Source organism: Streptomyces sp. NPDC085524 (genome assembly GCF_044541755.1).
GTDB lineage: Bacteria > Actinomycetota > Actinomycetes > Streptomycetales > Streptomycetaceae > Streptomyces.
In genome coordinates this window covers 1-12,658 of sequence record NZ_JBITTH010000058.1, presented here as the reverse complement: position 1 = coordinate 12,658, position 12,658 = coordinate 1, and the positions used below count along the sequence as shown (strand labels likewise).

The window sequence follows — 12,658 nt, the reverse complement described above, 5'->3', positions numbered from 1 at the left end:
GGCCACCCAGATCAAGTGGGGCCTGGACTACATGAACTCCCGCTACGGCAGCCCGGTCGAGGCCTGGAACTTCTGGTCCGCCAACCACTGGTACTGAGCCGCCGCACGCGGCAGCAGCACGCGCAGCAGCAGACATACGAAGGCCCCGGCGGCCGGCCTCCCCAGGTCCGGCCCCCGGGGCCTTCTGCATCCCATCCCACAGGGTTCGAGGAGCCCGGAAGCGGGCTCAGGCGCTCACAGGCGCTGGATGATCGTCCCGGTTGCCAGCGCACCGCCCGCGCACATGGTGATCAGCGCGAATTCCTTGTCGCGGCGTTCCAGTTCGTGCAGCGCGGTGGTGATCAGCCGGGCGCCGGTGGCGCCGACGGGGTGGCCGAGGGCGATGCCGCCGCCGTTGACGTTGACCTTCTCCAGGTCCTGGTCGAAGACCTGGGCCCAGCTGAGGACGACGGAGGCGAACGCCTCGTTGATCTCGACGAGGTCGATGTCCTTGAGGGACATCCCGGCCTTGCCGAGCACGGCCCGCGTCGCGTCGATCGGCCCGTCCAGGTGGTAGTGCGGGTCGGCGCCGACCAGGGTCTGGGCGACGATGCGGGCGCGCGGCTTGAGCTTGAGCGCCCGCGCCATCTTGCGGGAGGCCCACATCACGGCGGCGGCCCCGTCGGATATCTGCGAGGAGTTCCCGGCGGTGTGCACGGCGGTCGGCATGACCGGCTTGAGCCGGGCCAGGCCCTCCATGCTGGTGTCGCGCAGGCCCTCGTCACGGTCGACCAGGCGCCACATGCCCTGTCCGGCGGCCTGCTCCTCCTCGGTGGTCGGCACCTGCACGGCGAAGGTCTCGCGCTTGAAGCGCTCCTCGGCCCAGGCGGTGGCCGCGCGTTCCTGCGAGAGCACGCCGAGGCGGTCGACGTCCTCGCGGGTCAGGCCCCGGTTGCGGGCGATGCGCTCGGCGGCCTCGAACTGGTTGGGCAGGTCGACGTTCCACTCGTCCGGGAACGGCTTGCCGGGCCCGTGCTTGGATCCCGAGCCCAGCGGGACGCGGCTCATGGCCTCGACCCCGCAGGCGATGCCGATGTCCATGACCCCGCCGGAGATCATGTTGGCGACCATGTGGTTGGCCTGCTGGGAGCTGCCGCACTGACAGTCCACGGTCGTCGCGGCGGTCTCGTACGGGAGGCCCATGGCGAGCCAGGCGTTGCGGGCGGGGTTCATCGACTGCTCGCCGGCGTGGGTGACGGTGCCGCCGACGATCTGCTCGACGCAGTCGGGCTGGATTCCGGTACGGGCGAGCAGTTCGCGGTAGGTCTCACCGAGCAGGTAGGCGGGATGGAGGTTGGCGAGCGCGCCCCCGCGCTTGCCGATCGGGGTGCGTACGGCTTCGACGATGACGGGTTCCGCGGCCATGAGCTCGTCCTCTCCTGCACTGTGCCGGCGCGGCGGGCCGTCCCGGCGGCCCCGCCCGAACTAGTACGCGTTCTAGTTCTCCCCGCAGTTTTATGACGCGCAGGCCCTCCACGCAAGGGTCTTGCACGCGGCCTGCACGGATTCCACACGCAACAGGTGCTGCACCGACCCTTGTCACTTCTAGAACTCGTTACTACCTTCAAGCCAACATCTGATGGGCCGTCAGACTTTGGAGTCGCCCGATGTCCTGCCCCGCGCTGCCCGAAGGCTTCGACGCCACCGACCCCGACCTGCTCCAAAGCCGGGTCCCGCTGCCGGAGTTCGCGGAACTGCGGCAGACCGCACCGGTGTGGTGGTGCCCGCAGCCCCGGGGCATCACCGGTTTCGACGACGACGGCTACTGGGTCGTGACCCGGCACGCGGACGTCAAGTACGTCTCCACGCACCCGGAGCTCTTCTCCTCCACCCTCAACACGGCGATCATCCGGTTCAACGAGCACATCCAGCGTGATGCGATAGATGCCCAGCGCCTGATCATGCTGAACATGGATCCGCCGGAGCACACCCGCGTACGCCAGATCGTGCAGCGCGGGTTCACCCCGCGTTCCATCCGCGGTCTGGAGGACGCCCTGCGCGACCGGGCCCGGAAGATCGTCGAGGAGGCGGTGGCCGCCTCGACGGACGGCAGCTTCGACTTCGTCACGCAGGTGGCCTGCGAACTCCCGCTCCAGGCCATCGCCGAGCTGATCGGCGTACCGCAGAAGGACCGCGCCAAGATCTTCGACTGGTCGAACAAGATGATCGCGTACGACGACCCGGAGTACGCGATCACCGAGGAGGTCGGCTCCAACGCGGCGGTGGAGCTGATCGGTTACGCCATGAACCTCTCCGCCGAGCGCAAGGAGTGCCCCGCCCAGGACATCGTCACGCAGCTGGTGGCGGCCGAGGGCCAGGGCAACCTGGGCTCCGACGAGTTCGGCTTCTTCGTGCTGCTGCTGGCGGTCGCGGGCAACGAGACCACCCGCAACGCCATCAGCCACGGCATGCACGCCTTCCTCACCCACCCCGAGCAGTGGGAGCTGTACAAGGCGACCCGGCCTTCGACGGCCGCGGAGGAGATCGTGCGCTGGGCCACCCCGGTGGTGTCCTTCCAGCGCACCGCCACCCAGGACACCGAACTGGGCGGCCAGAAGATCAAGGCGGGCGACCGGGTGGGGATGTTCTACTCCTCCGCCAACCACGACCCCGAGGTCTTCGAGAACCCGGACGTCTTCGACATCACCCGGGACCCGAACCCGCACCTGGGCTTCGGCGGCGGCGGCCCGCACTTCTGCCTCGGCAAGTCCCTGGCCGTCCTGGAGATCGACCTGATCTTCAACGCGCTCGCCGACGCCCTGCCCGACCTGCGCCTGACCGGCGATGCGCCGCGCCGGCTGCGGGCGGCCTGGCTGAACGGCATCAAGGAGCTCCGGGTCAGCCACGGCTGACCCGTGAACCAGGACGGCAGGGGCCCGCTCCTCCCACGCCCCGGCCCCTGCCGTCCGTCGGCCCCGCAGTCTGCGCCGGCCCCCGGGTCTGCGCCGTCCTCCGGGTCCGCACAGGCCCCCGAGTGGCGGCACGGTCACGACCGGCGGATGCTGACAGGACGCGGCGATCCACCGACGGGGTGCCGGGGCGGACTGTCACTCGCCCCGGCACCCCGTCGGCGTTCCGCCGCCACCCGCCGTCACTCCGGGCGAGGGAGCCGCCATGTCCACCGCCATCTCCGCCACCGCATTCGACGAGCTGGGGAAAGCCTTCCGCGGGTCGCTCCTACGACCCGGTGACGACGGCTACGAGGAGGGCCGCCGGGTCTGGAACGGCTCCGTCGACCGCCGCCCCGCCCTCATCGCCCGCTGCGCCGGCGCCGCCGACGTGATCGCCGCCGTCCGGTACGCCGGCCCCGCCGGTCCCGCGGCCGGACTGCCCCTGGCGGTGCGCAGCGGCGGGCACAGCTTCCCCGGCCAGTCGGTGTGCGACGACGGCATCGTCATCGACCTCTCCCTGATGAAGGGCATCCGGGTCGATCCCGAGGCCCGCACGGTCCGGGCCCAGGCCGGGGTGCTCCTCGGCGAGCTGGACCACGAGACGCAGGCCTTCGGGCTGGCCGTGCCCGCGGGGGTCGTCACCCACACCGGGCTGGCCGGGCTCACGCTCGGCGGCGGGATCGGCTGGCTGATGCGCAAGTACGGCCTCACCATCGACCAGCTGCTCTCCGTGGACCTGGTCACCGCCGACGGCACCCTCGTCAAGGCGAGCGCGGACGAGAACCCGGACCTCTTCTGGGGCGTGCGGGGCGGCGGCGGCAACTTCGGCATCGTCACCGAGTTCGAGTTCCGGCTCAACCCGCTCGGGCCCGTCGTACTGGCCGGCCCCATCGCCTGGCACATGGCGGATTCGGCCCGGCTGCTGCGCTTCTACCGCGAATGGATCACCGACGTACCGGACGACCTGACCACGGCGGTGGTGCACCGCAAGGCGCCGCCGCTGCCGTTCGTCCCGCCGGAACTGCACGGGAAACCGGTGGTCATGGTGGTGTGCTGCTACGCCGGGCCGGTCGAGGAGGGCGAGCGGGTGGTGCGGCCGCTGCGCACGTGGGGGCCGCCGCCGGTGCTGGACCTGTGCGCGCCGAAGCCGTTCGTCCAGCACCAGGCCATGTTCGATCCGTCGTTCCCGCACGGCCGCTGGTACTACTTCAAGTCCTGCGACGTGGACCGGCTCGGCGACGAGGTCATCGACCTCACCGCCGAGCACGCGGCCCGGATCGTCTCCCCGCTGACCGCCTTCCCGATCTTCCAGCTGGGCGGGGCCATCGCCCGTGTCGGCGAGGAGGAGACGGCCTTCGGCCGTCGCACCGCGGGCCACACCTACAACATCAACGGCACGTGCGAGGGCGCCGAGGGCTTCGAGCAGGAGCGGGAGTGGGCGCGCGGCCTGTGGTCGGCGCTCGCCCCCCACCAGACCGGCGTGTACGCGAACTTCCTGATGGAGGAGGGCGAGGAACGGGTCCGCGAGGCGTACGGGCCCGAGAAGTACCGGCGGCTGCGGGAACTCAAACGCCGCTACGACCCGGGCAACCTCTTCCGCCTCAACCAGAACATCCCGCCGGCCTGAGCCGCGGCACGCCCCCCGCTACGTCCGGGCGGCCGCCTTGACCTGCTGGTCGGCACCCTCTGCACCCTCTGCGCCCTCTGCGTCGGCGGGGGTTCCGGTCCGCTGCGCCGGCACCGCCAGCTGGAGCCGGCGCGGCCCCGACAGCAGGTACACGAGCCCGAATCCGGCGGAGACGACGGCCGCCCCGCCCACCGCGTCCAGCACCCAGTGGTTGGCGGTGGCCACGATCGCGCACACCGTGATCAGCGGGTGCAGCACCCCGAGCAGCTTCTGCCAGGCCTTCGGCGCCAGCACCACGATCACGACGCCGCACCACAGCGACCAGCCGAAGTGCAGCGAGGGCATCGCCGCGTACTGGTTGGAGATCGCGGTCATCGCCCCGTAGGACGGGTTCGCCAGGTCCTGCGGTCCGTGCACGGTGTCGATGAAGCCGAGCCCGGGCATGAGGCGCGGCGGTGCGAGCGGGTAGAGCCAGAAGCCTATGAGCGCGAGGACGGTGGCGAGGCCCAGGGAGGCCCTGGCCCAGCGGTAGTCGCCGGGGCGCCGCCAGTAGAGCACCGCCAGGATCGTCAGCGGGACCACGAAGTGGAAGGAGGTGTAGTAGAAGTTGAAGAACGCCTCCAGCCAGGGCGTGTTCACCACGGCGTGGTTCACGGCGTGCTCGATGTCGATGCCGAGCGCCTTCTCGATGCCGTGGATCTGGCTGCCGTTGCCCTCGGCGAGCGAGCGGCTCGTGGGCGCGGCGGCCCGGATGTGCGAGTACAGGGAGTATCCGACCCGTATCAGCAGCAGTTCCAGCAGCAGGTTCGGGCGGGACAGCACGCGCCGCCAGAACGGCAGCAGCGGCACCGCCCCCCACCGGGCGGCCGCGGGGCGGCCGTAGTCGGTCGGGACGGGCTCGTGCCAGTACGGCGAGGAACGCGGCAGGAAGGGCACGGCGCAGGCCGCCGCCAGCGCGGTCAGGAGCAGCACGTTGTCCCGTACGGGCGCCAGTGCGACCAGGTTCGGCAGTAGCACGTCGCTCGACAGGGTCATGGCCAGGACCACGGCGACCGGCCACACGGGCCGGTCTGCGGCCCGCTTGCCGACCTTGCCGGCCACCGCGAGCAGCACCCACAGCAGCTGGTGGCGCCAGCCCGTCGGGGACACGGCGACGGCCACGCAGCCGGTGATGGCGACGGCGAGCAGCAGCTGGCCGTCGCGCGCGTAGCGGGCCGCGCGGCGCAGCCCGAGGAAGACGACGGTGCCCGCGAGGGCGACGCAGAGCAGGATCTCGACCGGCCCGGTCAGCCCGAAGCGCAGCAGCGCGCCGTGCAGGGACTGGTTGGCGAGCCCGTCGGGGGCGCCGCCGAGGCCGGTGCCGGCCAGGTGCTGCACCCAGTACGTCCACGAGTCGCGCGGCAGCGCCGCCCAGGACAGCGCGGTGGCTCCGGCGAAGGTCACGGCGGCGGTCCGCGCGGTCGGGCGCCGTCCGGCGAGCCACAGCAGCGGGGCGAACAGCAGCAGGGCGGGCTGCAGGGCGGCGGCGAGGCCGAGGAGGAACCCGGCCGGACGGTCACCGGGCACGCGGAACACGGCCAGGAGCACCAGCAGCACCGGCAGTACGGCCGTCTGCCCCGGCGAGGCGGCCTCGCGCACGGGCAGCGAGACCATCAGCAGCGCGGTCAGCACGGGCGCGGCCAGCAGCGCGGTGCGCCGCGGTACGGGATCGGGCAGGCCGCGCGCGGCGACGAGCCCGATGGCGGCCACGAACAGCAGCGTCACCGTCGTCCAGGCCACCTCCAGCGAGGGCGCCGCGAGGCCGGTGAACGGCTTCAGCACCAGCCCGGCGAAGGGCGTGCCGGTGAACTGGCCGGCGCCGTAGAGCGTGCCGGGCAGGCTGCCGGGGAGGTGGAACCCGCTCAGCCACTCGCCCGGCGGCACGCGCAGCACTGCGGCGGCCTGTCTGACGGCGAGCGCGCCCGCCAGCGCCCAGAGGAGGAGGCGCGCGGCCGCGAGCCTGCCGCTACCGCCTATGACTCCGGCATGTCCGTGCCCACCACTGTGCTCCGCCGCGTTAGCCACGCCTCGCCGGCCTCCCGCCCAATTGACCGCAACCCCGACTTCGCCTGGCTGCCGCGTTTCATACCGCGTTTCATACCGCGCTGTTCATTACCCGGACGACGATATCCCGGGTCGGATACCTAGGATGGCCCGCATGAGCATCGTGAAGATCAACGCGCTGACCGTACCCGCCGAGCAGCGGGAGGTGCTGGAGCAGCGGTTCGCCTCCCGGGCGGGGGCCGTGGAGTCCTCGGACGGGTTCGAGTGGTTCGAGCTGCTGCGCCCGGTCGAGGGCACCGACCAGTACCTGGTGTACACGCGGTGGCGGTCCGAGGAGGACTTCCAGGCGTGGATGGAGGGGCCGATGAAGGCGGCTCACCAGGGCGGCGGCGAGGGCGGCGGCGAGCGTCCGAAGCCGGCGGCTTCCGGGTCCTCGGTGTGGTCGTTCGAGGTCGTGCAGCAGGCTGCGCCGAAGAAGGCCTGAACCCGGCGCGGAGGGAGGCCCGGGGCGCGCGCCCCGGGCCTCCCCCTTTTCTGTTTCGTCCTCTTTGCCGTGCTCCACTCAGCTCCAGAAGGCGTCTTCCTCTTCGATGTCCTGGGTGCACGCGTCGATGTCGGTGATCTTGCCGCCGACGATCGTGAAGAACAGGCCCTGCTGGACCTCGATCCCCCGGTCGCCGCGGTCGGCCCGGACGGTGTGGAACGCCATGACGTGGCCGCGCCCGTCCGCGAGCACCGCGTGCAGATCGACTTTGAGAGTGCCGTTCGTCTCCTCCCCGAGCCTGCGGTAGAGGTCGAGGACGGCCTCCCGCCCCTTGTGGTGCCCGGACAGGGGGTTGTCACCCGGCACGTGGTGGATGACGTCTGCCGTGAACAGTGTGCTCATCGTCTCCAGGTCGCCCTTGGAGAAGGCTTCGTAGCCGCGGCGGACCAGGACGGCGTCAGGATGCTTGGACATGGCGTTTACACCCTCCATGTGGGCGATTTTCCCTTTTTCACATCATCGGTCCGTGCCTGTGGATATTCCACGCGGGAGCTCCGCCGCCCACTCCACAATGGCGCCATGAACAGCAACACGATCAAGACGTGGACCGTGGCCCCCGAGCCCTACGACACCCCTGACGCCGTCGTCCTGCTCCGCGCGTACTACGCGGAGGTCGCCGGCCGGTACTGGAAACGGTCGGTGACCGAGGCCGAGATCGACCAGGGCGTCCTCGATTTCCCGGCGGACGGGCTCGCCCCGCCGACGGGCCAGTTCGTCGTCGGCCGGCTGGCGGGCGAGCCGCTGGCGTGCGGCGGATTCCGGCTGCTCGACCCGGTCACCGCCGAGCTGACGAGGGTGTACGTCGACCGGCGCACCCGCGGCACCGGCGGCGGGGCGGCGCTGCTGGCGGTCCTGGAGGAGGAGGCCCGCCTGCTGGGCGCGGAGCGGATCCGGCTGGACACCCGGTCGGACCTCGTGGAGGCCCGTGCGCTGTATGCGCGGCACGGGTACCGGGAAATACCCGCGTACAACGACGGCCCGTATGCCGAGCACTGGTTCGAGAAGCAGCTCGTCTGACCGCGGCCCGGTGCGCGGCCTAGCGCGCGGCGTGGTCCCGCCGCGCGGCGGCGTCGTAGGGCTCCTCGGCGTCGGATCCGCACAGCTCCGCGTTGATCTCGCGCACCAGCTTGTCCAGGTCGGTCGGGCGGTCCGGGCCCCACCAGTCGCCGAGCAGCTCGGCGAGGGATTCCTGGCGGGCGGCGGCGAGCTTGGCGGCGGCCTCACGGCCCTGGTCGGTGAGGACGAGCGGCAGCCCGTCGCGGACGGCGAGGTGGCGTTCCTCGATCTGGGTGGCGGCGTCCGTGATGACCTTCAGCGGGACGATGGTGCGGTCTGCGAGCAGGGCGGGCTCGGCGGAGCCGTATTTGTTGATCCGCAGCAGCAGCCAGCTGGAGGCGGGCAGCAGGTCGTAGCCGGCCTTCTCGGTGATCTTCTCGTAGACGTGGCGGCGGCCTTCGCGGGTGCCGAGGACCGACAGCGCGCGGGCCACCTCGTCGTGGGATGAGCGCTGGACGGGGTTGGAGGCAAGGGTCTCGGAAACGTCGGGAGCGGTCACCGACGCGCGGAGCTTGTCCTCCTTCAGGAACCAGGAGACGACGAAGGCCAGGAGGACGACGGGCACGGCGTAGAGGAACACGTCCGTGATGGCGGAGGCGTAGGCGTCCAGCACCCGGGGCTGCAGGTCGGCGGGGAGCGCCGCTATCGCCCGGGGGTCGGCCTCCAGCTGCTCGGCGTCGGCGCCGGCCGGCAGCGGGATCCCGGCGAGGGTGGCGACCAGTTTCCCGTCGAGGCCGTTGGTGAAGACCGTGCCGAAGATCGCGACGCCGAAGGAGGCGCCGATGGAGCGGAAGAAGGTGGCACCGGAGGTGGCGACGCCGAGGTCGGCGTAGCTGACGGCGTTCTGCACGACGAGGACGAGTACCTGCATGACGAGGCCGAGTCCGAAGCCGAAGACGAAGAAGTAGGCGCTCATCTCCCAGGTGGAGCTGGTGCGGTCCAGCCGGTGCAGCAGGAGCAGGCCGATTGCGGTGACGGCGGTGCCGGTGATCGGGAAGACCTTCCAGCGCCCGGTGCGGCTGACGATCTGGCCGGAGCCGGTGGAGGCGATCAGCATGCCGATCACCATCGGCAGCATGTGGACTCCGGACATGGTCGGGGAGACGCCCTGGACGACCTGGAGGAAGGTCGGCAGGTAGACCATCGCGCCGAACATGGCGAAGCCGACGATGAAGCTGATCACCGAGCAGAGGGTGAAGGTGCGGATGCGGAAGAGCTTCAGCGGCAGGACGGGTTCGGCGGCCTTCCGCTCCACGAGGACGAAGGCGACGAGCAGGACGGCGCCGAGGACGGCGAGGCCGGTGATCCGGGCCGAGCCCCAGCCCCAGGTGCCGCCGAGGGAGGCGACGAGCACGAGGCAGGTGGCGACGCAGGCGATGAGGAAGGTGCCGAGGTAGTCGATGGTGTGCTTCGAGGGGCGCGCCGGGATGCGCAGGGCGGCGGCTATGACGACGAGTGCGACGAGACCGATGGGGAGGTTGATGTAGAAGACCCAGCGCCAGGAAAGGTGGTCCACGAACAGGCCGCCGAGCAGCGGGCCGAGCACGCTGGTCGCGCCGAAGACGGCGCCGAAGAGGCCCTGGTACTTGCCGCGTTCGCGGGGAGGGACGATGTCGCCGACGATCGCCATCGACAGCACCATCAGTCCGCCGCCACCGAGGCCCTGCAGGGCGCGGAAGCCGATGAGCTGCGGCATGTTCTGGGAGAGACCGCAGAGGGCGGAGCCGATGAGGAACAGGATGATGGCGTACTGGAAGAGCCTCTTGCGGCCGTACTGGTCGCCGAGCTTGCCCCACAGCGGGGTGGCCGCGGTGGAGGCGAGCATGTAGGCGGTGACGACCCAGGACAGGTGGGCCATGCCTCCAAGGTCGCTGACGATGGTCGGCAGGGCGGTCGAGACGATGGTCTGGTCGAGCGCGGCGATGAGCAGGCCCAGGAGGAGGGCGCCGATGGAGACGAGCACCTCACGGGATGCGTGTTCGGCCGCGGGTCCGGGGTTCTGGGGGCCGGGACCGGGGTCCAGGTCCTCCTTGGTCACATCCTGAGCCATCGACTCCTCCTCAGGCCGGATCAACATCTCCATCGTGAGCGGTGTGTCCGGTTATGGCCTCTCGGGCGCTTGGGAGGGTCTTGACGCGTCTGGATAATCGCTGGCAGTGGCCAGGGAGGGATTCCAGTGAGCGGTGAACACTGTCCGGATTGCGGCGCCGTAGTCGGCGGCGGCTGCCGGTGTGCGCCGGATGTGGGGTTCAACCCCTTGCGCATCCGCCCGTACGTGACGTTGCCCGACCCGGGCGAGCCGGAGCCCGCCGTGTCTCCGCAGCCGGTGAAGGGTGTGATGGCCCCGGAGCCGCAGCACGACACCCCGGCGTACGGCGTGCCCGTGGTGACACCCGGCCCGATACCCGGGGCGCCGCCGGCGCAGCCATGGCCGACCGCCCCGGAGTCGCCGCAGGACCCCGCGGAGACGGTCCAGCTCCCGAAGGTCCCGGGGACGGGGACGACCCCGGGCGGGACGGCGCCTGGCGGGGCGGCGCTTGGTGGGGCGGTGCCTGGTGGGACGGTGCCTGGTGGGGCCGTGCCTGGTGGGGCCGTGCCTGGTGGGACGGTCTCGGGGGCCGGGGTTCCGGCTGGCGGGGTTCCGGCTGGCGGGGCTGTGCCGGGGGCCGGAGTGCCGATGGCCGGGGCGGCTGCGGAGACCGCGGTCTTCCCGGCGGCGCCCGGAGCCGCGGGCTTCCCGGGCGCGCCGGCGACTGCCGCGTACCCGGCGTTCGCGGACACCGCCGACGACGCGGAAGCGGGATGGGGAGGGGGCGGGGGCGGGGGCGGGGGCCCGGAGAAGCGCGGCGGCAGTTCGGCTCCGCGGCGCCTGCTGCCGCTGCTCCTGGGCGCGGCGGCGGTGGTCGCCCTCGGCGGTACGGCCCTCGCGGCGTTCGTGCTGCCGGAGTCCGACAGCGGTGATGCCGCCCTGATGGACGCGAAGGCGTCGGCGCCCGCAGCGATCGCCCCGGCCGCGTCCCCTTCGCAGTCCCAGGCCTCGCCGAGTGCGTCCGCGTCGCCGTCGGCCTCTCGTTCCGCGTCGCCGAGTCCCTCGAAGTCCGCTTCTCCGAGTCCGTCGCGTTCGGCGACGTCCGCCCCGCCGAGCCCGTCGGCGAGCGCGAGCCGCTCCCCCAGCCCGTCGAAGCCGCCGGCCCCGTCCGGTCCGACCCTGCGCTACGGGGACACGGGGCCGGAGGTGGAGAAGCTGCAGCGGCTGCTGGCGGGGAAGGGACTGTTCCCGTACAAGACCAACGGCAAGTTCGACTGGCGCGTGGAGAACGCCGTGTCGACCTTCCAGTACGAGAACGACATCAACGAGGAGTGGGGCGTCTACGGTCCGGTCACCAGGCGGGCCCTGGAGGGCTGAGGGCCGCGCCGGCCCCGGTTCCCGCCCGTGATTGGCGTTGACCGCCCTTGTTTTGTATCGTGGAGGAACAAAGTGGTTCCGTCCGCACTCCCTGACCGGTGGACGGAACCGCTTGTTCTCTTTTCCCGCCCGTCTGGAGCCCAGCCGATGTCGGCCAGCACCACCACCACCACCGCCGCACCCGTAGTCCTGACCGCCAAGGCCCTGCTCCTGGACATGGACGGGACGATCGTCAACTCGGACGCGGTGGTCGAACGGTGCTGGCGCGACTGGGCGGTCTCCCACGGGCTGGACCCGCAGGAGGCCCTGAAGGTGGTCCACGGCCGCCAGGGCTACGCCACCATGGCCGTGCTCCTGCCGGACCGCCCGATGGAGGTCAACCACGCGGAGAACGCGGTGATGCTGGCCCGCGAGACCGCCGACGTCGATGGCGTGGTCCCCGTGCCGGGCGCCCCGGAGTTCATGGCCGCGCTCGCCGGCCTGCCGCACGCCCTGGTCACCTCGGCCGACGCGGCCCTCGCCACGGCCAGGATGACCGCCGCCGACCTGCCGATGCCGGAGGTCCGGGTCACGGCCGAGTCCGTCCGGGCCAGCAAGCCGGACCCGGAGGGCTTCCTCAAGGGCGCTTCCGCGCTGGGAGTGACCCCGGCCGATTGCATCGTGTTCGAGGACTCGGCCGCCGGCATCGCCGCGGGCCGGGCGGCGGGCATGCGCGTCATCGGCATCGGCCCCCGCGCAGCCGCCCACACCCCGACGGCCCACGCCGAAGACCTCCGCTCCCTGCGGGTGACGGCGACCGCGGACGGTTCGATACAGGTGACGGTGGGCACCGCAGCCTGAGCCCGCTTCGGGGTGACGAAGGGGCGGGGCTTCGGCTTCGGCGGCGGGACTTCGACTGGCCGGAATCAGAGAGGCCTTGGGGCTTTCCCGTCAGTCCCATAGTCCTTCCGTGTCGAAACGGCCTGTCAAGGGCGCTCCGTAAGGTGTTGGGTGGTCCGGGAGGGCTGGGTGTGGCTGAAGGGTGCTTGCCTTTTGTGGCTGAGAGGGAGTGG

At 71.6% G+C, this 12,658-nt stretch carries 10 protein-coding genes and 1 pseudogene; 7 read left to right on the top strand and 4 right to left on the bottom strand.

The genetic code is table 11. The annotated features are described in order from the left end of the window. Nucleotides 1-97 (top strand): annotated as a pseudogene (locus ACIGFK_RS42065) (lytic transglycosylase domain-containing protein); the annotation flags it as partial. A gap of 137 nt (nucleotides 98-234) precedes the next feature. Here the strand turns inward: ACIGFK_RS42065 and ACIGFK_RS42060 are convergent. After that, on the bottom strand, nucleotides 235-1,404 hold the full coding sequence (locus tag ACIGFK_RS42060; RefSeq protein WP_365179912.1) for a steroid 3-ketoacyl-CoA thiolase: 1,170 nt from the start codon (nucleotides 1,402-1,404) through the stop codon (nucleotides 235-237). Between the two features lie 242 nt (nucleotides 1,405-1,646). Between ACIGFK_RS42060 and ACIGFK_RS42055 the strand changes: the two genes are divergently transcribed. Then, nucleotides 1,647-2,891: a cytochrome P450 gene (locus ACIGFK_RS42055; protein ID WP_400056101.1), complete on the top strand. Its 1,245-nt coding sequence runs from the start codon at nucleotides 1,647-1,649 to the stop codon at nucleotides 2,889-2,891. A gap of 262 nt (nucleotides 2,892-3,153) precedes the next feature. Continuing rightward, nucleotides 3,154-4,557 (top strand): FAD-binding oxidoreductase, encoded by a 1,404-nt coding sequence (locus ACIGFK_RS42050; protein WP_376661982.1) that lies wholly within the window; start codon nucleotides 3,154-3,156, stop codon nucleotides 4,555-4,557. A gap of 18 nt (nucleotides 4,558-4,575) precedes the next feature. On the opposite strand, the gene ACIGFK_RS42045 is transcribed toward ACIGFK_RS42050, so the two are convergent. Further along, complete coding sequence (locus ACIGFK_RS42045) at nucleotides 4,576-6,621, bottom strand: bifunctional glycosyltransferase 87/phosphatase PAP2 family protein (RefSeq protein WP_400056098.1); 2,046 nt, start codon at nucleotides 6,619-6,621, stop codon at nucleotides 4,576-4,578. 133 nt (nucleotides 6,622-6,754) lie between these two features. Between ACIGFK_RS42045 and ACIGFK_RS42040 the strand changes: the two genes are divergently transcribed. Further along, nucleotides 6,755-7,084: an antibiotic biosynthesis monooxygenase gene (locus ACIGFK_RS42040; RefSeq protein WP_365179898.1), complete on the top strand. Its 330-nt coding sequence runs from the start codon at nucleotides 6,755-6,757 to the stop codon at nucleotides 7,082-7,084. 78 nt (nucleotides 7,085-7,162) lie between these two features. On the opposite strand, the gene ACIGFK_RS42035 is transcribed toward ACIGFK_RS42040, so the two are convergent. After that, complete coding sequence (locus tag ACIGFK_RS42035) at nucleotides 7,163-7,558, bottom strand: nuclear transport factor 2 family protein (RefSeq protein WP_376662185.1); 396 nt, start codon at nucleotides 7,556-7,558, stop codon at nucleotides 7,163-7,165. 105 nt (nucleotides 7,559-7,663) lie between these two features. On the opposite strand from ACIGFK_RS42035, the gene ACIGFK_RS42030 reads away from it, so the two are divergent. Next, nucleotides 7,664-8,161, top strand: a complete 498-nt coding sequence (locus ACIGFK_RS42030; protein ID WP_376662186.1) for a GNAT family N-acetyltransferase — start codon at nucleotides 7,664-7,666, stop codon at nucleotides 8,159-8,161. Nucleotides 8,162-8,180: 19 nt separating this feature from the next. On the opposite strand, the gene ACIGFK_RS42025 is transcribed toward ACIGFK_RS42030, so the two are convergent. Beyond that, nucleotides 8,181-10,250 (bottom strand): MDR family MFS transporter, encoded by a 2,070-nt coding sequence (locus ACIGFK_RS42025; RefSeq protein WP_376662187.1) that lies wholly within the window; start codon nucleotides 10,248-10,250, stop codon nucleotides 8,181-8,183. Between the two features lie 627 nt (nucleotides 10,251-10,877). On the opposite strand from ACIGFK_RS42025, the gene ACIGFK_RS42020 reads away from it, so the two are divergent. Both ACIGFK_RS42020 and ACIGFK_RS42015 read left to right on the top strand, forming a co-directional pair. After that, the gene (locus ACIGFK_RS42020; RefSeq protein WP_400056095.1) at nucleotides 10,878-11,606 is read left to right on the top strand and encodes a peptidoglycan-binding protein; all 729 of its coding nucleotides are present in this window, start codon (nucleotides 10,878-10,880) and stop codon (nucleotides 11,604-11,606) included. A 147-nt stretch (nucleotides 11,607-11,753) separates the two neighbouring features. Next, complete coding sequence (locus tag ACIGFK_RS42015; protein ID WP_386471656.1) at nucleotides 11,754-12,446, top strand: HAD-IA family hydrolase; 693 nt, start codon at nucleotides 11,754-11,756, stop codon at nucleotides 12,444-12,446. The last annotated feature ends 212 nt before the right edge of the window (nucleotides 12,447-12,658 follow it).